Annotated in this window: 18 protein-coding genes and 1 pseudogene; 5 read left to right on the top strand and 14 right to left on the bottom strand. The window is 67.2% G+C overall.

Going from position 1 to position 21,026, the window contains the following annotated elements:
- Positions 1-51: 51 nt before the first annotated feature.
- Positions 52-900 (bottom strand): 3-hydroxybutyryl-CoA dehydrogenase, encoded by an 849-nt coding sequence (locus tag OA56_RS05020; RefSeq protein WP_055422646.1) that lies wholly within the window; start codon positions 898-900, stop codon positions 52-54.
- A 146-nt stretch (positions 901-1,046) separates the two neighbouring features.
- Here OA56_RS05020 and OA56_RS05015 point away from each other — a divergent pair, with 146 nt between their 5' ends.
- From OA56_RS05015 to secF, 4 genes are all read left to right on the top strand, one after another.
- Positions 1,047-1,559 (top strand): response regulator, encoded by a 513-nt coding sequence (locus tag OA56_RS05015; RefSeq protein WP_055422645.1) that lies wholly within the window; start codon positions 1,047-1,049, stop codon positions 1,557-1,559.
- An 88-nt stretch (positions 1,560-1,647) separates the two neighbouring features.
- On the top strand, positions 1,648-1,974 hold the full coding sequence (gene yajC / locus OA56_RS05010; protein ID WP_055422644.1) for a preprotein translocase subunit YajC: 327 nt from the start codon (positions 1,648-1,650) through the stop codon (positions 1,972-1,974).
- Positions 1,975-1,991: 17 nt separating this feature from the next.
- Positions 1,992-3,830, top strand: a complete 1,839-nt coding sequence (secD, locus tag OA56_RS05005; protein WP_141054228.1) for a protein translocase subunit SecD — start codon at positions 1,992-1,994, stop codon at positions 3,828-3,830.
- A gap of 12 nt (positions 3,831-3,842) precedes the next feature.
- Complete coding sequence (secF, locus tag OA56_RS05000) at positions 3,843-4,778, top strand: protein translocase subunit SecF (protein ID WP_055422642.1); 936 nt, start codon at positions 3,843-3,845, stop codon at positions 4,776-4,778.
- Positions 4,779-4,852: 74 nt separating this feature from the next.
- On the opposite strand, the gene OA56_RS04995 is transcribed toward secF, so the two are convergent.
- From OA56_RS04995 to secA, 4 genes are all read right to left on the bottom strand, one after another.
- Positions 4,853-5,680, bottom strand: coding sequence for a ferredoxin--NADP reductase (locus tag OA56_RS04995; RefSeq protein WP_461583814.1), 828 nt, complete (start codon positions 5,678-5,680; stop codon positions 4,853-4,855).
- Positions 5,681-5,759: 79 nt separating this feature from the next.
- Positions 5,760-7,130, bottom strand: coding sequence for an adenylosuccinate lyase (purB, locus tag OA56_RS04990; RefSeq protein WP_461583812.1), 1,371 nt, complete (start codon positions 7,128-7,130; stop codon positions 5,760-5,762).
- 13 nt (positions 7,131-7,143) lie between these two features.
- Complete coding sequence (gene argJ, locus OA56_RS04985; protein ID WP_461583810.1) at positions 7,144-8,388, bottom strand: bifunctional glutamate N-acetyltransferase/amino-acid acetyltransferase ArgJ; 1,245 nt, start codon at positions 8,386-8,388, stop codon at positions 7,144-7,146.
- Positions 8,389-8,401: 13 nt separating this feature from the next.
- Positions 8,402-11,125: a preprotein translocase subunit SecA gene (gene secA / locus OA56_RS04980; RefSeq protein WP_055422639.1), complete on the bottom strand. Its 2,724-nt coding sequence runs from the start codon at positions 11,123-11,125 to the stop codon at positions 8,402-8,404.
- A gap of 73 nt (positions 11,126-11,198) precedes the next feature.
- Between secA and OA56_RS04975 the strand changes: the two genes are divergently transcribed.
- Entirely contained in the window at positions 11,199-11,741 is a 543-nt protein-coding gene (locus OA56_RS04975; protein WP_461583807.1) for a DciA family protein, read from the top strand.
- A gap of 99 nt (positions 11,742-11,840) precedes the next feature.
- Here the strand turns inward: OA56_RS04975 and lpxC are convergent, their stop codons facing one another.
- From lpxC to murD, 9 genes and pseudogenes are all read right to left on the bottom strand, one after another.
- Positions 11,841-12,758 (bottom strand): UDP-3-O-acyl-N-acetylglucosamine deacetylase, encoded by a 918-nt coding sequence (gene lpxC / locus OA56_RS04970; protein WP_141054247.1) that lies wholly within the window; start codon positions 12,756-12,758, stop codon positions 11,841-11,843.
- A 15-nt stretch (positions 12,759-12,773) separates the two neighbouring features.
- Positions 12,774-13,955, bottom strand: coding sequence for a cell division protein FtsZ (gene ftsZ / locus OA56_RS04965; protein ID WP_461583804.1), 1,182 nt, complete (start codon positions 13,953-13,955; stop codon positions 12,774-12,776).
- A gap of 48 nt (positions 13,956-14,003) precedes the next feature.
- A complete protein-coding gene (gene ftsA, locus OA56_RS04960) occupies positions 14,004-15,230 on the bottom strand; it encodes a cell division protein FtsA (RefSeq protein ID WP_055422636.1) in 1,227 nt (408 codons plus the stop codon).
- Positions 15,227-16,063 (bottom strand): cell division protein FtsQ/DivIB, encoded by an 837-nt coding sequence (locus OA56_RS04955; RefSeq protein WP_055422635.1) that lies wholly within the window; start codon positions 16,061-16,063, stop codon positions 15,227-15,229. Before OA56_RS04955 ends, ftsA begins: the two co-directional genes overlap by 4 nt.
- Positions 16,050-16,991, bottom strand: a complete 942-nt coding sequence (locus OA56_RS04950) for a D-alanine--D-alanine ligase (protein ID WP_461583802.1) — start codon at positions 16,989-16,991, stop codon at positions 16,050-16,052. Before OA56_RS04950 ends, OA56_RS04955 begins: the two co-directional genes overlap by 14 nt.
- Entirely contained in the window at positions 16,988-18,427 is a 1,440-nt protein-coding gene (murC, locus tag OA56_RS04945) for a UDP-N-acetylmuramate--L-alanine ligase (RefSeq protein WP_461583800.1), read from the bottom strand. The genes OA56_RS04950 and murC overlap by 4 nt, the downstream gene beginning before the upstream one ends.
- The gene (murG, locus tag OA56_RS04940) at positions 18,424-19,497 is read right to left on the bottom strand and encodes an undecaprenyldiphospho-muramoylpentapeptide beta-N-acetylglucosaminyltransferase (RefSeq protein WP_461583798.1); all 1,074 of its coding nucleotides are present in this window, start codon (positions 19,495-19,497) and stop codon (positions 18,424-18,426) included. Before murG ends, murC begins: the two co-directional genes overlap by 4 nt.
- Positions 19,494-20,717 carry a putative lipid II flippase FtsW gene (ftsW, locus tag OA56_RS04935; protein WP_461583797.1) on the bottom strand — a complete coding sequence of 408 codons (1,224 nt, stop codon included), beginning with the start codon at positions 20,715-20,717 and terminating at the stop codon, positions 19,494-19,496. The genes murG and ftsW overlap by 4 nt, the downstream gene beginning before the upstream one ends.
- A pseudogene (murD, locus tag OA56_RS04930) lies at positions 20,702-21,026 on the bottom strand (UDP-N-acetylmuramoyl-L-alanine--D-glutamate ligase); the annotation flags it as partial. The pseudogene murD and the gene ftsW, both read right to left, overlap by 16 nt.

The raw sequence follows: 21,026 nt of genomic DNA, 5'->3' as shown, positions 1-21,026 counted from the left end.
CGTCTACCGCCCGGCTACGGCCCAGGACAATCGCCCCGAGCAGCCTGAGGCTTACCTGTCGTAGCGGTAGAACCCTTCGCCCGTCTTGCGCCCGAGCCGGCCGGCCTCGACCATCTCCACGAGCAGCGGCGCGGGGCGGAATTTCGGATCCTTGAACCCTTCGTAGAGCACCTGCATCACCGCGAGCTCGACGTCGAGCCCGATGAGATCGGCGAGCGCCAGCGGCCCGATCGGATGGTTGCAGCCCAGTTTCATCGCCTCGTCGATCCCCTCGGCGCTCGCCAAGCCTTCCTGCAGCGCGAAGATCGCCTCGTTGATCATGGGGCACAGCAGGCGATTGACCACGAAACCCGGGCTGTTCTTCACCGCCACCGGCGTCTTGCCCAGCGCCTTGGCGATCGCCTCGGCCTTCTGGTAGGTTTCGTCGGAGGTCTGCAGGCCGCGGATGAGCTCGATGAGCGCCATCACCGGCACCGGGTTGAAGAAGTGCATGCCGATGACGCGTGCGGGATTCTTCGTCGCGGCGGCGATCTTGGTGATGGAGATGGAGGAAGTGTTGGACGCGAGGATCGCCTCGGGCTTGGCGAGCGCGTCGAGCTTGGCGAAGAGCTCGAGCTTGAGCGCCTCGTTCTCGCTCGCCGCCTCGATCACCAGGTCGGCCGAAGCCACGCCGTCGAGCTGGGTCGCCGTTGCGATGCGCGCGAGCGTCGCGTCTTTGTCCGCCGCCGTGAGTTTTTCTTTCTTCACCAGGCGATCGAGGTTGGCGGAAATGGTGGCCCGAGCCCGCTCGAGCTGTTGCGTGGAAATGTCGTAGAGTCGCACGGAAAACCCGCTCTGGGCCGCGACCTGGGCAATGCCGCTGCCCATCGTTCCTGCGCCGACGATGAAGATGGTCTGCATGGATGACTCCTCTGCGGTTGGTGGAAGACGTGCGCCGGCATCCGGCGCGTTTGCTGCAGTGCAGTGTAGCACAGCGCCAACCGGAGCGCTTGCCGCCTCGCCCAGCCTCCTTTATCATGGAAAGCGCATGACGACTGGCACCGCCCATGCCCCGAGCCCTTCTCATCGACGACGAACCCGACCTGCGCACGCTGCTCACGCTCGCGCTGCACCGCCACGGCTGGCAGGCCGACGCCGTGGGTGACTGCGCCGGGGCCCGCCGCGTGCTCGACGATACCGCCACGCCGTATCATCTCATTCTCACCGATCTGCGCCTTCCGGACGGCAACGGGCTCGATCTCGTGCGCCACGCCCGCGAGCGCCGCCCCCTCACCCCCGTGGTCGTCCTCACCGCCTACGGCGACATCGACACCGCGGTACAGGCTGTCAAGCTGGGGGCGCACGACTTCCTCACCAAACCCTTGCGCATCGAGCGCCTCGCCCAGCTCCTCGAAGGTTTCGCCCAGTGCCCGCCGGATCAGGACGCCCCCGTCGACCCGGCGGCATTGCGCGCAGCCCTCGAGCGCAACCGCTGGAACCAGAGCCGGACCGCACGGGAACTGGGCTGGACGCTCGCCAAGCTGCGCTACTGGATGCAACGCCTCGGCCTGACCCAATAGCGCCTTGCGAAATCAAGAAAATAGCATAAAACGAACCCTTCCCCGCTGATGGTACAATTTCTTTTTTCTCTTTCGAGGAGTCTCCCTCATGTTCATCACCGACGCTTACGCCCAAGGCGCCCCGGCAGCGGATCCGACCGGCGGCCTGATGCAGCTGCTGCCCATCATCCTGATGTTCGTCGTGCTGTGGTTCCTCATGGTGCGGCCGCAGATGAAACGGGCGAAGGAGCACAAGGCCATGATCCAGGCGCTCGCCAAAGGCGACGAGGTAATCACCCAGGGCGGCATCGCCGGTCGGGTGACCTCGGTGGACGAAGATTTCGTTCGGGTCGAAATCGCCAAAGGGGTTGAAGTGACGGTGCAAAAACCCACCATTGCCGCCGTGCTGCCCAAGGGCACGCTGAAAAATCTCTAAAGCGCTCCCCTACCCATATGAACCGCTACCCTCTGTGGAAGAATCTGCTGATCGCCTTCGTGCTGCTGCTGGGGGCGATCTACGCCGCGCCGAACCTCTTCGGCGAGATCCCCGCCGTGCAGATCACACCAGCGCGGCCCGGTGCCCCGTTCGACGCCCGTTCTCTCGCCGCCCGGCTGGAGCCGAAGCTGACCGCGGCTGGGCTCACTCCCCAGGGTTTTCTCTTCGAGGCCGGGGCCCTGAGGGTGCGGTTCGCTGACACCGAAACCCAGATCCGGGCAAAAGACCTGATCGAAGCCGAACTCAATCCCGATCCGGAAAAGCCCGAGGCGATCGTGGCGCTCAACCTCCTGCCCGGCACGCCCGAGTGGCTCGCACGGCTGGGCGCCAAACCGATGTATCTCGGGCTCGACCTGCGCGGCGGCGTCCACTTCCTGCTCGAAGTGGACATGGACGGCGCGCTGACCAAGCGGCTCGACGCCATCGCCGCCGACCTGCGCTCGCTCATGCGGGCGGAGAAGATCCGCCACCAGGGAATCGTGCGCAACGGCCGGCTCATCGAAGCGCGTTTCGCCGACGAAGCCGCGGCCGAAGCGGCGCGGCGCGTGATCGCCAAGAACGTGCCCGATCTGGCCCTCGACGTGACGGCCCAGGGCGAAACGGTGAAGCTCGTCGCGCGGCTCACGCCCGCGGCGGAGAAGACCCTGCGCGAATTCGCCCTCAAGCAGAACATCACCACCCTGCACAACCGCATCAATGAGCTGGGCGTCGCCGAACCCGTCATCCAGCAGCAGGGGACAGACCGCATCGTCGTGCAACTGCCCGGCGTGCAGGACGTAGCCAAGGCCAAGGACATCCTTGGGCGCACGGCCACCTTGGAAGTGCGCCTAGTCGACGACACGCCGGGCGCGCTCGAAGAGGCGATCGCCGGCCGCGTTCCACCGGGCACCGAGCTCCTCTACGAGCGCAATGGCCGCCCCATCCTGGTGAAGAAAGACGTCGTGCTCACCGGCGAGCGCCTCACCGACGCCCAGCCCGGCTTCGACGGGCAGACCGGCGAGCCGGCGGTGCACCTGACGCTGGATTCGGCCGGCGCGCGCATCTTCCGCGACGTCACCCGCGACAACGTCGGCAAGCGCATGGCGATCCTGCTCATCGAGCGGGGACAGGCCGAAGTGATCACCGCCCCGGTGATCCGCACCGAGATTACGGGCGGACGGGTGCAGATCTCGGGGGCGATGACGGTGGAAGAGGCGCGCGACATCGCGCTGCTACTGCGTGCCGGCAGCCTCGCCGCCCCGATGCGCATCGTCGAGGAGCGCACCGTCGGCCCCAGCCTCGGCAAAGAGAACATTGAGCGCGGCGTGCACGCCACGCTGTGGGGTTTCGCGATCATCGCCGTCTTCATGATCGTCTATTACCAGCTCATCGGCCTTTACTCGGTGGTGGCGCTGGCGGCCAACCTCATGCTCCTCGTGGCGCTGCTGTCGCTCTTGCAGGCCACCCTCACCTTGCCGGGAATCGCGGCGATGGCACTCACCTTGGGCATGGCGATCGACGCCAACGTCCTCATCAACGAGCGCATCCGCGAGGAATTGCGCCTGGGCGTCTCGCCGCAGATGGCGATCGCTGCCGGCTACGAGCGGGCGTTTGCCACCATCCTCGACTCCAACGTGACCACGCTCATCGCCGGCGTGGCGCTCCTGGTCTTCGGCTCCGGCCCGGTGCGCGGCTTCGCCGTGGTGCATTGCCTCGGCATCCTCACCTCCATGTTCTCGGCCATCCTGGTGTCGCGCATGCTGGTCAACTTCACTTACGGCGGCAAGAAGCGCGTCGCCCACGTCTCGATCGGCTGAACGGAGACTTCCATGGAATTATTCCATCCGCGCCAAGACATCCCCTTCATGCGGCACGCCCTGTGGTTCAACGCCGTGTCGCTCCTCACTTTCGTGGCCGCCGTGCTCTTTCTCGCCCTGCGCGGGCTGAACCTCTCCATCGAATTCACCGGCGGCACCTTGGTGGAAGTACGCGCCAGCGAGGCCGTTGCGCTCGAAGCGGTACGCGACGTGCTCGCCCAGGCTGGGCTGCGCGAAGCCCAGGTGCAGAACTTCGGCTCGGCGCGCGACCTCCTCATCCGGCTGCCGCATCTGGGCGACGGCGAGAGCGCCCAGGCCGGCGAACGGGTGAAGGCGCTGCTCTCACAAGTCCCGGGAGCGAACTTCGAGGTGCGCCGCGTCGAGTTCGTGGGGCCCCAGGTGGGCAAGGAACTGGCCACCAACGGGCTCATGGCGCTCGCCTTCGTGGTATTTGGCATCGTCACCTATCTGGCGATGCGCTTCGAGTGGCGCTTCGCGGTCTCGGCCATCATCGCCAACCTGCACGACGTGGTGATCATCCTCGGGGCATTCGCCGCCTTCCAGTGGGAATTCTCGCTCTCCGTGCTCGCGGCGGTGCTCGCCGTGCTGGGCTACTCGGTCAACGAGACAGTGGTGATCTTCGATCGGGTGCGCGAGGTTTTCAAGCAGCGCCGTGGCAAGATGGACACGCCCGCCGTGCTCGATCATGCGATCACCGCCACCATGTCGCGCACCATCATCACGCACGCGAGCACCCTGGCGATGGTGGTGACGATCCTGCTCTTCGGCGGCGAGACGCTGCACTACTTCGCGCTCGCGCTCACCATCGGCATCGTCTTTGGCATCTATTCGTCGATCTTCGTCTCGGCCGCACTCGTGATGTGGTTCGGCGTCACGCGCGAGGATCTGGTCAAACCGGCGAAGAAGAAGGAAGAGGCGGTGGTCTGATTCTCTCTTCTGTGGCATGAAAAAGCCCCCGGAACCGGGGGCTTTTTCATGGGTAGCGCGAAAGGGCGGCGGGCTTACTGATCGACGAAGGCCCGTTCGATGGCGTAGTGACCCGGCACGCCCATGCTGGGCGAGACCTGGAAGCCCAAATCGTCGAGGATCTTGCTCGTGTCGGCGAGCATGCGCATGCTGCCGCACAGAAGCGCCCGGTCGGTCTCGGGGTTGAGCTGGGGAATGCCCAAGTCGGCGGCGAGCTTGCCGCTGGTGATGAGATCGGTGATCCGGCCTTGGTGAATGAACGGCTCGCGCGTGACGGTGGGGTAGTAGATGAGTTTTTCGCGCACCAGCTCGCCCAGGAACTCGTGCTGCGGCAGTTCCTTGGTGATGTAGTCGTAGTAGCCGAGCTCGCGCACCCAGCGCGTGCAGTGCACGAGGATCACTTTTTCGTAGCGATCGTAGACGTCCGGATCCTTGATGATGGACATGAAAGGCGCGAGCCCCGTGCCGGTGGCCAGAAGAAAAAGCCGCTTTGCGCCGGGCAGGAGGTTGTCCTGCACGAGCGTGCCGGTGGGCTTGGTGGAGACGAGCACTTCGTCGCCTACCTTGAGGTGCTGCAGCCGCGAGGTGAGCGGGCCGTTGGGCACCTTGATCGAGTAGAACTCGAGGTGCTCTTCCCAGTTGGCGCTGGCGATGGAATAGGCGCGCAGCAGCGGCTTGCCGTCGACCATCAGACCGATCATGACGAACTGGCCATTGATGAAGCGGAAACCCGGATCGCGGGTGCAGCGGAAGCTGAAGAGGGTGTCGGTCCAGTGATGCACCCAGATCACTTTCTCGACGCGCAGGTTCTTGGGCAAGGCGGGGGAAGACGTCTGCTCGGCAACGGCACCGGTTTCGGCCATGGCGGTCAAATCCTCGCTGAAGAACTAAAAAACGCAATGATAGCACCGGCTTAATTCCGGCGCCAACACGATTGGAATCTCAGATGCGCTTGGCGAGCTCCTCGGCCTTGCCGGTGTATTTCTGCGGCACGAGGGCGAGCAGCCGCTCCTTGGCCGATTCGGGCAGAGGCAAGCCGGCGATGAAACCGCGCAGCGCCTCGGCGGTGATCGCCTTGCCGCGGGTCATCTCCTTGAGTTTCTCGTAGGGGTTGGGGATGCCGTGGCGCCGCATCACGGTCTGCACCGCCTCGGCGAGCACCTCCCAGGCTTCGGCCAGATCGCGCTCGAGCGCCTTCGGATCTGCTTCGAGCTTGTCCAGCCCGCGGCGCAGCGAATCGAGCGCGAGCAGCGTGTGCCCGAAGGCCACGCCCAGGTTGCGCAGCACCGTGGAGTCGGTGAGGTCGCGCTGCATCCGCGACACCGGCAATTTGTCGGCGAAATGGCGCAGCAGGGCGTTGGCGATTCCCAGGTTGCCTTCGGCGTTTTCGAAGTCGATGGGGTTCACCTTGTGCGGCATGGTCGAGGAGCCGACCTCGCCCTCCTTGAGCTTCTGGCGGAAGTAACCGTAGGAGATATAGAGCCACAGATCGCGGCATGCGTCGATGAGGATGGTGTTCGTCCGCGCCATGGCATCGAAGAGTTCGGCCATCGCGTCGTGCGGTTCGATCTGGATGGTATAGGGGTTGAATTCGAGCCCGAGCGATTCGATGAAGTGGCGATTGAATTCTTCCCAGTCGATCTCGGGATAGGCGATCGCGTGGGCGTTGTAGTTGCCCACCGCGCCGTTGAACTTGGCCGTGAGGCGCACGGCGGCGATGGCGGCGCGGGCGCGCTGCAGGCGCGCGGCGACGTTGGCCATCTCTTTGCCCAGGGTCGTGGGGCTCGCCGGCTGGCCGTGGGTGCGCGAGAGCATGGGCAGGGCCGCGTGTTCGTGCGCGAGCGCCCGAAAGCGTTCGATCACGGCGTCGAGCGCCGGCAGCAGCACCCGGTCGCGCCCGGCGGTGAGCATGAGCGCGTGCGCGGTGTTGTTGATGTCTTCGGAGGTGCAGGCGAAATGTACGAACTCGCGCGCCCGCTCGGCTTCGGGCAAGCCTTCGAGCCGCTCCTTGATCCAATATTCGACGGCCTTGACGTCGTGGTTGGTGCGCGCCTCGATCGCCTTGATCGCCGCGGCATCCGACGGCTTGAATTCCTCGACGAGCAAGTCGAGCTCGCGCACGGTGCTGGGGGAGAAGGTCGGGACTTCGGCGATACGGGGATCGGCGGCGAGCGCCTTGAGCCATTCGATCTCGACGCGCACGCGCTCGCGCATGAGGCCGTATTCGGAGAAAATCGGGCGCAGGGCGTCGAGCTTGGTGGCGTAGCGGCCATCGAGCGGGCTCAGGGCAAGGAGGGTGGCAGGATCGGTCATCGCGGCATGCCCCTTAGCTGCGGTATTCGGCGTTGATGCGGACGTAGTCGAAGGAAAGATCGCAGGTCCAGACGGTGGCGGTGGCTTCGCCCCGGGCGAGATCGACGCGCACGGTGATTTCGGCGTGCTTCATGACGCGGGCGCCGTCTTCCTCACGGTAGGAAGATGCCCGACCGCCCCCTTCGGCCACCAGGATGGAATCGCCCTCGGCTTCGAGCCAGACGCGGATCGCCGCGGGATCGAGATCGTCGATGCCGGCGTAGCCGATGGCGGCGAGGATGCGGCCCAGGTTGGGGTCGGAAGCGAAGAAGGCAGTCTTCACCAGCGGCGAGTGGGCGATGGCGTAGGCGACCTTGCGGCATTCTTCGCGCGACGCGCCGCGCTCCACCCGCACGGTGATGAACTTGGTGGCGCCTTCGCCGTCGCGCACGATGGCCTGGGCGAGCCAGCGCGAGACTTCGATCACGGCGGCGCGCACCTTGCGGTAGTCTTCGTCGTCGCTCACCGCGAGCTCGCGCGACATGGCCGCGCCGGTGGCGATCAGCACGAAGGAGTCGTTGGTAGACGTGTCGCCATCGACGGTGATGGCGTTGAAGGATTCATCAGCCGCCTCGCGCACCAGGGCATCGAGCAAGGGTTTGGCGAGCCTGGCGTCGGTGGCCACGAACCCGAGCATGGTGGCCATGTTGGGGCGGATCATGCCGGCGCCCTTGCTGATGCCGGTGATGGTGACGACGGTGCCGTCGGACAGGCGCACCTGGCGCGAGCAGGCCTTGGGCACCGTGTCGGTGGTCATGATGGCGTAGGCGGCATCCAGCCAGGCGTCGGGGCGCAGGTTGGTGACGAGCGCCGGCAGCGCGGCCTCGATTTTCTCTACCGGCAGCGGCTCGAGGATGACGCCGGTGGAAAACGGCAGCACTTCCTGCGGCTCCACCCCCAGCACCTGGGAGACCGCCTTGCAGGTGCAACGCGCCGCCTCCAGCCCCTCGGCGCCGGTACCGGCGTTGGCCACGCCCGTGTTGATGACGAGCGCGCGGGGCGCGGCCTCGCCCGCCAGGTGTTCGCGGCAGACCTGCACCGGCGCGGCGCAGAAGCGGTTCTGCGTGAAGACGCCGGCCACGCGGCTGCCGGGGGCGAGCGAGATCACGGTGAGGTCGCGCCGTCCGGCCTTGCGGATGCCGGCTTCGGCCACGCCCAGGCGCACGCCGGCGACGGGGCGAAGGTCCTTGGGATCGGGGGCGGTGAGATTGACGGCCATCGCGGGACTCCGTTCAGCTCAGTTTACCGTGGCAGTGTTTGTATTTCTTGCCGGAACCGCAGGGGCAGGGATCGTTGCGGCCGACCTTGGGCAGCGCATTGGTCTGCGGCCGGGCCTTGACGGCCGTCTCACCTCCCTCTTCGGCACCGGGTTCGGCGTGATGGTACTGCACTTGCTGCACTTCGGGGGGGCGTTCGACGACCTCTTCGACCGCGGCCTCGGTGCGCACCTGCACCGAAAGAAGGATGCGGCTGACGTCGCGCCGGATGGCGTCGAGCATGGCCTCGAAGAGCTCGAAGGCTTCGCGCTTGTATTCCTGTTTCGGGTTCTTTTGCGCATACCCCCGCAGATGGATGCCCTGGCGCAGGTGATCGAGCGCCGAGAGGTGTTCGCGCCAGTGCGTGTCGATGCTCTGCAGCAGGATGCTGCGCTCGAACTGTTTCCAGGCCTGCGGATCGACCAGGCTCGCCTTGGCGCGGTAAGACGCTTCGGCCGCTTCGAGCACGCGCTCGAGCAGCTGCTCGTCGCTGAGATCCGGTTCGGCCTCGAGCCACTGGCGCAGCGGCAGCGACAGGTTGAATTCGCCGGCGAGCGTCTGCTCCAGCCCGGCGAGATCCCATTGCTCTTCGACGCTGTCGGCCGGCACGTAGGTGCGGAAGATGTCGGTGAGGGTGCCGGCGCGCATGTCGGCGACGAGTTCGCTCACGTCCTCGGCGTCGACCACTTCGTTTCGCTGGGCGTAGATGACCTTGCGCTGTTCGTTGGCGACGTCGTCGTATTCGAGCAGCTGCTTGCGGATGTCGAAGTTGTGCTGCTCGACGCGGCGCTGGGCCGATTCGAGCGAGCGCGTCACCATGGGATGTTCGATCGCCTCGCCCTCGGGCATCTTCAGGCGCACCATGATGGCGTTGAGCCGGTCGCCGGCGAAGATGCGCAGCAGCGGGTCTTCCAGCGAGAGGTAGAAGCGCGAGGAGCCGGGGTCGCCCTGGCGTCCGGCGCGGCCGCGCAGCTGGTTGTCGATGCGGCGCGATTCGTGCCGTTCGGTGCCGATGATGCGCAAGCCCCCGGCGGCGATCACCGCGTCGTGCGCTTTCTGCCATTCGGCGCGCAGTGCCTCGATGCGCTTTTCCTTTTCTTCGTCGGAGAGCGCGGGGTCGTTGCGGATCTCCTCGATCTGCGGCGCGATGTTGCCGCCGAGCACGATGTCGGTACCGCGGCCGGCCATGTTGGTGGCGATCGTCACCATGCCGGGGCGCCCGGCCTGGGCGATGATGTGCGCCTCGCGCTCGTGCTGCTTGGCGTTGAGCACCTGGTGCGGGATCTTTTCCTTGGTGAGGAGCCGGGAGAGGAACTCGTTGACCTCGATCGAGGTGGTGCCGACCAGCACGGGCTGGCCGCGTTCGCGGCAGTCCTTGATGTCCTCGATCACCGCCTGCCATTTCTCCTTGGCGGTGCGATAGACGCGGTCGTTCTCGTCGCGGCGCACGAGCGGCCGGTTGGTGGGGATGATGACGGTCTCGAGGCCGTAGATCTGCTGGAATTCGTAGGCTTCCGTGTCGGCCGTGCCGGTCATGCCGGCCAGCTTTTCGTACATGCGGAAGTAGTTCTGGAAAGTGATCGAGGCGAGCGTCTGGTTCTCGGCCTGGATGCGCACGCCTTCCTTGGCTTCGATCGCCTGATGCAGCCCTTCGGACCAGCGCCGGCCGGGCATGAGCCGGCCGGTGAATTCGTCGACGATGATGATTTCGTCGTTCTGCACCACGTAGTGCTGGTCGCGGTGAAAGAGCGCGTGCGCCCGCAGCGCCGCGTAGAGGTGGTGCAGCAGGGTGATGTAGCGCGGATCGTAGAGGTTGCCGCCTTCGGGCAGCAGCCCCATGCGCATGAGGATGCCCTCGACCTTTTCGTGCCCCTGCTCGGTGAGCAGCACCTGACGCGCCTTGAGGTCGATGGTGTAATCCCCGGGCTCGAGCACTTCCTCGCCCTGCATCTTCTGTTCGGTAAGGAGCGGCACCACCTCGTTCATCTTGAGGTAGAGCTCGGTGTTGTCCTCGGCCTGACCGGAGATGATGAGCGGGGTGCGCGCCTCGTCGATGAGGATGGAGTCGACCTCGTCGACGATGGCGTAGTGTAGCCCCCGCTGCACGCGATCGACCGGGGCGTAGACCATGTTGTCGCGCAGATAGTCGAAGCCGAATTCGTTGTTCGTGCCGTAGGTGATGTCGGCCGCGTAGGCTTCCTGCTTTTCGCCGTGCGACAGGCCGGGGACGTTGCAGCCCACCGTCAGCCCCAGGAAACGGTAGATTCGCCCCATCCAGTCGGAGTCGCGCCGCGCGAGGTAGTCGTTGACTGTGACGACGTGCACCCCTTTGCCCGTGATCGCATTGAGGTAGGCCGGCAGCGTCGCCACCAGGGTCTTGCCCTCGCCGGTGCGCATCTCGGCGATCTTGCCCTCGTGCAGCACGATGCCGCCGATGAGCTGGACGTCGAAGTGGCGCATGCCATGCACGCGCTTGCCCGCCTCGCGCACCACGGCGAAGGCCTCGGGCAGCAAGGCATCGAGCGATTCGCCATTGGCATGGCGCTGTTTGAATTCCGCCGTCTTCGCGCGCAGGGCTTCGTCCGAGAGGGCGGCCACGCTCGGTTCGAGTTCGTTGATGCGGGCGACGGTGGTGCGGTAACGCCGCAGCAGCCGGTCATTTCGGCTGCCGAAGAGTTTCTTGAGGACGCGGGTAATCATTACGTGCGGTCGGCTTGTCGGAGCGAATGGTGAAGTTTATCATGCCCCATCGGACGAGGCACGGGAAAGGGCGATGACACGGAAACTGGGAGAACTCTTCCGTCTCAGCGCGGAACTGGAGCCGCTGCGTCATCATGCCATGACATTACAGCGGCTGCAGGAAGAAATCGACCGTCTGCTGGAGGAGGAGTTCCGGGGGCGGGTGTCCGTCGCCAACCTGAAGGACGGAACGCTTTATCTGCACACGGCCTCGGCGCTCGCGGCGGCGAAGCTGCGGCACCGTCTGCCCAGCCTCACGGCAGCGCTCGCGGCATCGGCCCCGGTCCAGGCGATCAAGTTGAGGGTACGCCCCACGAACGCCCCCGCGAGCGGCGTGGCGGCACCGCGGCCGCCGCGGGTACGGACCATCGGGCCGGGGGGGCGCGCAGCGATCGCCGAACTGTGCGCCCGGCTCGCGCCGGATTCGCCCCTGCGTCAGGCGCTGGAGCGGCTGATCGAGCGCGCGGCGATGGCCTCAGAGCAAAGGCAAGAGGGCGATCCGCTCGAGCGCAAAGAGGCCGAGATAGATGAGGACGATGCCGAGCGCAAGCCTCAGGATGCGTTTGGCGTACAGTAGCCAGCGCCGCTCGCCGCTCCAGAGATAGGCGGCGACGCAGACCCCTGCACCCAGAAGGACGAAGACGAGGAGAAGGCGGAACCCCAGCACGGCATGCGCTTACGTCGTCGCGGCGCCGGTGGCGAGCGTAGGCAGGAGCGCCGGCGCCTCGTCCCGTTCCAGGGTGGTGAGTTCCCAGGCGCTGCGATCGGCCATGAGGGCGCGCAGGAGCTGGTTGTTGAGCGCATGGCCGGATTTGTGGGCCACGTAGCGCGCGAGCAGCGGGTGACCGGCCAGGTACAGGTCGCCGATGGCATCCAGGATCTTGTGCCGTACGAATTCGTCGGGGAATCGCAAGCCTTCGGGATTGAGGATGCGGTATTCGTCGAGCACGATGGCGTTGTCGAGGCTGCCGCCCTGGGCGAGGCCGAGTTCGCGCAGCAGCTCCACTTCGTGCACGAAGCCGAAGGTGCGGGCCCGGGCGACGAAGCGCGGATAGGCATGCTCGGAGAGATCGACCACGGCGCGGGTTTGCGAGGCGCTGATCGCCGGATGGTCGAAGGCGATGGAGAATTCGAGACGGAATCCGAGATAGGGTTCGAGGCGGACCCACTTGTCGCCCTCGCGGACCTCCACCGGTTTGAGCACTTTCAGGAAGCGCCGCGGCGCCGGCTGGGCTTCGAGGCCCGCCTCGAGCATCATCATGACGAAGGGCGCGGCGCTGCCGTCCATGATGGGGATCTCGGGCCCATCGACGTCGATGTGCACGTTGTCGACCCCCAACCCGGCCAGCGCCGACATGAGGTGCTCGACGGTGGCGATTCTCACGCCGTCGCGCTCGAGCCCCGTGCACAGGCGCGTCTCGCGCACCGCCTCGGGGGAGGCGGGAATGGACACCGGCGGATCGAGGTCGACGCGATGAAAGACGATGCCGCTATCGGGCGCGGCCGGTCGCAGCCACAGCTGCACTTTCTCACCGGAGTGCAGGCCGACTCCGGTGACGTGCGCGATGGACTTGAGCGTGTGCTGGGAAATCATGCCGGTCCGGGACGATCAGTCGTTTTGCTTGCGCAGGAAGGCGGGGATGTCGAGCCGGTCGAGCCCGGGCATGCGATCGGCGAGCGTGCTGCGGCGCCCCCGGACGGAACGCTCGACCTGGGGCATGCCGCCGCGCTGCGGAGTCTCGGTGCGCCCTTGCGTGGTGCCCATGGTGGCGCCGCCGCCATAGGTTCCCGTGCCACGGATCACTTCCATTTGGGGCTGCGGCCGCGTGGAACGCGCCGCTCCGAGACCGGTGGCGACGACCGTGATGCGGATGCGGTCTTCCATCGTGTCGTCGAAGACGGCCCCGTACTTGACGAAGGCTTCGGGAGCGGCAAAGGCCTGCACCGTGCGCACGGCGTCGCGCACTTCGGAGAGCTTGAGCGAGCGGCTGGCGGTAATGTTGATGAGGACGCAGCGCGCGCCGGAGAGTTCCGTCCCTTCGAGCAGGGGGCTCACTGCGGCCTGCTCGGCGGCGATGCGCGCGCGATCGATGCCAGAAGCTTCGGCCGAACCCATCATGGCGCGGCCCATCTCGCCCATGGCGGTGCGCACATCCTGAAAATCGACGTTGACCAGCCCCGGCACGTTGATGATCTCGGCGATGCCGGCCACGGCGTTCTTGAGCACGTTGTCGGCGGCCTTGAAGCAGTCTTCGAAGCCGGCGTCGTCGCCGAAGACTTCGAGCAGGCGGTCGTTGAGCACGACGATGAGGGAATCGACGTGGCGCGTGAGCTCTTCGATGCCGCTTTCGGCGACGCGGTCGCGGTTTTCGAAATCGAAGGGCTTGGTGACCACCGCCACGGTGAGGATGCCCATCTCCTTGGCGATCTCGGCGATGACCGGCGCGGCGCCCGTGCCCGTGCCGCCTCCCATGCCGGCGGTGAGGAAGGCCATGTGGGCCCCCTCGAGCGCGGCGACGATGCGCTCGCGCGACTCCATTGCCGCTTCGCGCCCGGCTTCCGGCTTGGAGCCCGCCCCCAGGCCGGAAGAGCCGATCTGGACCTTGGTGGGGGCGAGGCAGCGCGTGAGCGCCTGCGCATCGGTATTGACGGCGACGAACTCCACCCCGCCGATGCCCTCGCGAATCATGTGGTCGACGGCGTTGCCGCCCGCCCCCCCGATGCCGAGCACTTTGATGACCGTACCCTTGTGGGTGGTGTCGACCAATTCTTCAATCCCTTTGACCGCCATGACATTCTCCCGCTTTTGTCGTGCATTCTAACCAAGAAATCGTGATATTCAGAAATTTTCCCGGATCCATTGCCACGTGCGCCGCCACCATTGTCCTCCGGAGGCACGCCCTCCCCTGCCCGGGATCCTGCGCCGGGAATCGGCCGCCTCGAGCACCAGGCCGACGGCGGCGGCGTACTCGGGATCGGCGAGCCGCTCGCGCAGGCGCCCGCCCACCAGCGGCGCGCCGAGCCGCGCCGGCATCCCCAGGACTTCCTCGGCCAGCTCGACCATGCCGCCGAGCTTGGCCGAACCGCCGGTGAGCACCACGCCAGAGGAGAGCATCTCCTCGTAGCCGCTGCGGCGCAGTTCCTGCTGCACCAGCTCGAATATCTCCTCGGCGCGGGGGTGGATCACGTCGGCCAGCCGCTGGCGCGACAGACGCCGCGCCGGACGGTCGCCCACCGGGGCGACTTCGATCATCTCCTCGGGATCGACCCAGTCGTGGCGCGCCGCACCGTGTTCGAGCTTGATCGTCTCGGCCTCTGCCGTGGGCGTGCGCAGCGCCATGGCGATGTCGTTGGTGATCATGTCGCCGGCGGCCGGAAGCACGGCCGTGTGCCGAATCGCCCCCTGGGTGTAGACCGCCAGGTCGGTGGTGCCGGCGCCGATGTCGATGATGCACACGCCCAGGCTCTTTTCGTCCTCGGTGAGGACGGCGTGCGCCGCAGCGAGCGGTTGCAGCACGAGTCCGTCGATTTCCAGCCCGGCGCGGCGCACGCACTTGATGATGTTCTGGGCGCTGGCCGCCGCCCCGGTGATGATGTGCACCTTGGCCACGAGCTTCACCCCGCTCATGCCGACGGGATCCTTGATGCCACCCTGGCCGTCGATGATGAATTCCTGGGTGAGCAGGTGCAGCACCTGCTGCTCGGAGGGGATGGGCATGGCGCGGGCGACTTCGATCACCTTGACCACGTCCTCGCGCGTGATCTCGCTGCCCTTGACGGCGAGCATCCCCTCGGCGTTGGTACATTGGATGTGGGCCCCAGAGATGCTGGCGTGCACTCGCGGGATGTCGCAGGCGGCCATGCGCTTGGCCTCGTCGACGGCCTGGGCGATCGCCGCCACGCTCGCTTCGATATTGACGACGGCGCCGCGTTTCATGCCGGTCATCGGCGCCACGCCGAGCCCGATCGGCTCGACGCCGCCGTCCTCGCGCAATCGGGCGACGAGGCACGTCACCTTGGACGTGCCGATGTCGAGCCCGACGAGCAGATCTCGATCTTCCCTCATCTCTTCTTCTTCCCCTTTGATTCCGGCGGTGGAGGCGGCGCAATGATACTCGCCGGCCCGGCGACCGCGAGCGCCTGCTGGTGGCGAAAATCGACGCGCACGGGCGCATAGCCGAGCCGCTCGCGGATCGCATCCCAGCGCTGGGCGAGCCAGGAGAGGCGCTGCTCGGCCTGCTGCAGGGAATCGAGCCGTCCGAGCACGAATTCTGTCCCTTGGCTCAGCCGCACGACATAGGAGAGCGTAGGGCCGACCTGCAGCACTTCCAGGCGGCCCAGCGGCTGCAGTACCCGGCTGAGCCCCTCGTAGGCTTCGAGCAGGGTTTCCTCCTGCCCGGCGGGGCCAATGATGCGGGGCAGATCGTCGGAGGGCGGCACGGCGCTGAAGACGTGCCCGTTGGCATCGAGCAGGGAGAGCTCACCGCTGGCGACGTCGATCCAGATCGCGATGGGACGATATTCGGCCAGGCTGACCACCAGGGAATCGGGCCAGACCCGGCGCACGTCGGCGCGGCGAACCCAAGGCAGGTCTTCCAGGGCTCGGCGCAAGGCTCCGAGATCGACGTCGAAGAAGGTCTTCCCCTCCACCGCCCGCAGGGCCGCATAACGCAGGCGGTCGGAGTCGCTGTGCTCGAGTTCGCCTTCGATGACGACGGTGCGAATCGGCGGCAACCATTGCTCCCCCCAGTAAGACCAGGCCGCGGCGGCGAAGAAGAGCAGCGCGAGCATCGTGAGGCGCCGCGTCCAGCGGGCGAGCACGAAGGCATCGCGCCACCAGCGTGCCCCGGGAGGCACGGGCGCGGGCGCATGGCGGGAGAAGCGCTCAGAGCGGCTCATCGCAGCGCGCTTCCTCGAGAATACGCAGGCACAAGGCCTCGAACTCGATGCCGAGCGCGCGCGCGGCGAGCGGCACGAGCGAATGCGAGGTCATGCCGGGTGCGGTGTTCATCTCCAGCAGATAGGGGTCTTCCCCCTCGAGCAACAGGTCGATGCGCCCCCAGCCGCGGCAGCCGAGCGCGCGCGCCGAGCGCATCGTGAGTTCGGCCAGCCGCACGGCGAGCGCTTCCGGCAAGGGGGCCGGGCAAAGATAGCGCGTCTCGTCGCTGAAGTATTTGTTGTGGTAGTCGTAGCGGCCTCGGGGAGCGATGATCTCGATGGCGGGCAAAGGCTGATCGCCGAGAAAGCCAATCGTGAGCTCCCGCCCGGCGATGAAGCGCTCGACGAGCACCTCACCATCGAAGCGCTGCGCCGCCTCCAGCGCCGGCCACAGATCCTCTTCGCGCTCGACGCGCGTCGCCCCCATGCTGGAGCCCTCGTGCACCGGTTTGACGAACACCGGCAGGGCGAGCGCCTCGCACACCCGCCGCGACACCGCCTCGGGTCCGGCGGCGAAGTCTTCGTCGGTGAGCCGCAGCGCCGGCGGCGTGGGCAGCCCCTGCGCCTGCCACAGGAGCTTGGTGCGCCATTTGTCCATGGCCAGGGCGGAAGCGAGCACGCCACTGCCGGTGTAGGGGATACGTAACCATTCGAGCGCGCCCTGGAGGGTGCCGTCCTCGCCGCCGCGGCCATGCAAGGCGATGAAGGCGCGCGCGAAGCCTTCGCGCTTCAAGTCGCAGAGGTCGCGCTCGGCGGGATCGAACGGGTGCGCGTCCACGCCGGCGCGGCGCAGCGCCTCGAGCACCGCCGCCCCCGACATGAGCGACACCTCGCGCTCGGCCGAGCACCCGCCCAGAAGCACCGCCACTTTGCCCAGATCGCCGCTCATGCCACCCGCTCCTCGTTCCCCGCCACGGCGGCGGATTCCTGCACCAGGCGTGCCGGCAGTCGCCCGATCGAGCCCGCCCCCATGGTCACGACCACGTCGCCGTCGCGTACCACCTGCGGCAGCACCGCCGGAACTTCATCGAGCTGCTCGACGAAGAACGGCTCGATCTTGCCGCGCAGCCTCAGCGCCCGCGCGAGGCTGCGTCCGTCGGCCGCCGGAATCGGCTCCTCGCCGGCCGGGTAGACCTCCAGCAGCACCAAGGCATCCACCCCCGAGAGCACGCGCACGAAGTCCTCGAAGCAGTCGCGCGTGCGGCTGTAGCGGTGCGGCTGGAAGACGACCACCACGCGCCGCCCTGGGAAGGCAAGGCGCACCGCGTCCAGCGTGGCTTGCATCTCCACCGGGTGGTGCCCATAGTCGTCGATGAGGGTGTAGGTGCCGCGCACCGTCCCGTCTTCCCCGACGAGGGGCAGCTCCCCGTAGCGCTGGAATCGTCGCCCCACCCCTTGGAAGCCCGCCAGCGCACGCACGATCGCCTCATCGGGCACGTGCAGTTCGCTCGCCACGGCGATCGCCGCCAGCGCGTTGCGCACGTTGTGCAGGCCGGAGAGGTTCAATTCGACCGGAAGACGCGTCTCGCGCCCGTTGCGCCGCACGGCGGTGAAGAGCATCTTCCCGCGCTCGGCGCGCACGTCCTCGGCGCGCACGGCCGCCTCCGGGTTCAAGCCATAGCCCACCGTTGGTCGCTCGATCCGCGGCACGATGGACGCGACGTGCGGATCGTCCAGACAGAGTACTGCCACGCCCCAGAAAGGCAGGCGATGCAGGAAATCGACGAAGGCGGTCTTGAGCCGCTCGAAGTCGTGCCCGTAGGTGGACATGTGATCGGCATCGATGTTGGTGACCACCGCCATCACCGGGGAAAGGTGCAGGAAAGAGGCATCCGACTCGTCCGCCTCGGCCACGAGGTATTCTCCCTGGCCCAGGCGGGCGTTGCTGCCGGCGGCGATCAAGCGCCCGCCGATGACGAAAGTCGGATCGAGCCCCCCCTCGGCGAGGATGCTCGCCACCAGCGAGGTGGTGGTCGTCTTGCCGTGGGTGCCGGCGATGGCGATGCCCTGCTTGAAGCGCATCAGCTCGGCCAGCATCTGTGCCCGCGGCACCACCGGGATGCCGGCCGCGCGGGCGGCGAGCACCTCGGGGTTGTCCGCCGCCACCGCCGAAGAAACCACCACGGCGTCGGCCCCGGCGACGTGCTCCGGGGCGTGCCCGAGCATCACCCGCACGCCGAGCGCACGCAGACGCGCGAGCGTCGCGCTCTCGGCCAGATCCGAGCCGCTCACCTCGAACTCCAGGTGCGAGAGCACCTCGGCGATACCGCTCATCCCCACCCCGCCGATGCCGACGAAGTGCACGCGTTTGACGCGGTGTTTCATGTTCCGTCCTTTGCCAATCGTTCGAGTTCGTCGGCGAGCGCCTCGGTCGCCTCGGGCCGGGCGAGCGCCCGGGCAGCGAGCGCCATCTGCCGGCAACGTTCACGGTCGAACCCCTGCAGCAATTCCGCCAGGCCCTCGGGCGTGAGCCCGGATTGAGGCAGCAACTGCGCCGCGCCGCCATCGACGAGAAAGCGCGCGTTCGCCGTTTGGTGATCGTCGACCGCATGGGGGAAAGGCACCAGCAGCGCCCCCACCCCGACGGCGGCGAGCTCTGCCACCGTCATCGCCCCGGCGCGCGAGACGACCAAATCGGCCTCGGCCAGGGCGGCGCCCATGTCCTCGATGAAGGGCAGCAACCGCCCTTCCACGCCGTGGTGCGCATACGCTTGCTCGAGCGCGGCGAAATGGGCGCTGCCCGACTGGTGCGTCACCACGGGCCGTTCATGCGGCGCCAACTGCGCCAGCGCCGCCGGCACCGCCTCGTTGAGCGCCTTGGCCCCAAGGCTGCCACCCACCACCAGCAGGCGCAAAGGCCCCTGCCGCCCGGCAAAGCGCACCTCGGGCGGCGGCACGGTAGTGAATTCGCGCCGCACCGGGTTGCCCACCCAGAGCCCGCCAGGCAGCGTCCCGGGAAAGCCAGTGAGCACGGCATCGGCCAGGCGCGCCAGCACCCGGTTCGCCAGCCCTGCCACGGCGTTCTGCTCGTGCACCACGAGCGGGATGCCTCGCAGGCGCGCGGCCACCGCCCCGGGAAAGCTCACGTATCCGCCCATGCCGAGCACCACGCCCGGGCGCACTTCTCCCAGCAAGCGCAGGGCGCGCGCAATCGCCACCGCCAAGGAAAACGGCAGCTTCAGTTTGCGCCCCATCCCCTTGCCGCGCAAGGCGCCGAAACCGAGCGAAACGAATTCGAATCCGCGCGGCGGCACGAGCCGGGATTCCATTGCCTCCGCGTTACCGAGCCAGACCACGTGCCAGCCGCGCTCGCGCAAGACTTCGGCCACGGCCAGCGCCGGAAAGATGTGCCCGCCGGTGCCTCCGGCCATCACGAGCGCGGTGCGCCTGCTCATATCCGCACCCCTCGCCGCAGGCAGCGCAGCTCCCAGTCGGCGCGCAATACCACCGCCATCGCCGCGAGGTTGGCGATGATACCCGAACCGCCATAGCTCATGAAAGGCAGCGTCAGCCCCTTGGTCGGCAGAAGCCCGACATTCACCCCCATGTTGATGAGCGCCTGCACGCCGATCCACAAGCCGATGCCGAACACCGCCAGACCGGAGAAGTACTGCTCCACGCACACCAGCCCCCGGCCGATGGAGAAGGTGCGCCAGATGACCACCGCAAAGAGCGCCACCACCGCGCACACCCCCACCCAGCCGAGTTCCTCGCCGACCACCGCGAGCAGGAAATCGGTATGCGCCTCGGGCAGATAAAAGAGCTTCTCCACGCTGCCGCCCAAACCGACGCCGAACCACTCGCCCCGGCCGAAGGCAATCAGCGCGTGCGTGAGCTGGTAGCCCTTGCCCAAGGGATCGGCCCACGGATCGAGAAAGACGAAGAGACGCTGGCGGCGGTATTCGGAACTCAGGATCAGGCCGGCGAAGGCAAAGCCGGCGAGCACCATCAGCGCGAAGAAGATGCGCAGCCTCAGCCCGCCCAGGAAGAGTACGCCGAAGGCGATGGCGCTGATCACGGCGAACGCCCCGAAATCGGGTTGCAACAGCAACAACACGCCCACGAGCACCACGACGAAGGCAAGCGGCAGGAAACCGCGCCAGAAACTGGCCATGAAGCGCAGCTTGCGCACCGTGTAGTCGGCGGCGTAGAAGGCGACGAAGAGTTTCATGAACTCGGAGGGCTGCAGATTGACCGGTCCCAGCGGGATCCAGCGCCGCGAGCCGTTGACCACTTTGCCGACCCCCGGCACCAGCACCAGCACCAGCAGCGCCACGCCCAACAGGAAGAGCCAGGGGGTGAGCGACTGCCACACCCGCATCGGCACCCGAAACGCCCCCCAGGCCACCGCAGCCCCCACGAGGACGAACACCATCTGCCGCACCAGGAAGTAGTGCGCACTGCCCCCCGTGGCGCGCGACTCGTCGGCAAAGGCGATGCTTGCCGAATAAACCATCACCAGCCCGAAGAGCGTGAGCGCCGTCACCGCCCAGAAGAGCGCCAGATCGAACTCTCCGAAGCGTACCGGCGGCACCTGCCCTGCATGGCGCGCGGCCGCCTCGGTGAGGCGGTCCGGCCCGCGGCCGAACCAGCGGCGGATCAGCGCATCGACCATCGTCCCTCCCCGCCCGGCAAAGACCGGATCGCCGCCAGAAACACCTCGGAGCGGTGCGCATAGTCGCGGAACATGTCCAGGCTCGCGCAGGCCGGCGAGAGCAGCACCGCCTCGCCCGGATGGGCCACCGCATCGGCCAGCGCCACCGCCTCGGGCAGCGAAGCGCATCGGCGCGCCGGCACACCCGCCTGGGCGAAAGCGGCTTCCAGTGCCGGGGCATCGCGCCCGATCAGGAGCGCCAGACGCACCCTGCCGTGCGCCGCCTGAGCGAGCGGCGCGAACGACTGCCCTTTGCCGTCGCCGCCGGCG

The sequence above is a fragment of the Tepidiphilus sp. HLB4 genome (genome assembly GCF_054823945.1).
This window is presented reverse-complemented; position numbering and strand designations above follow the sequence as displayed.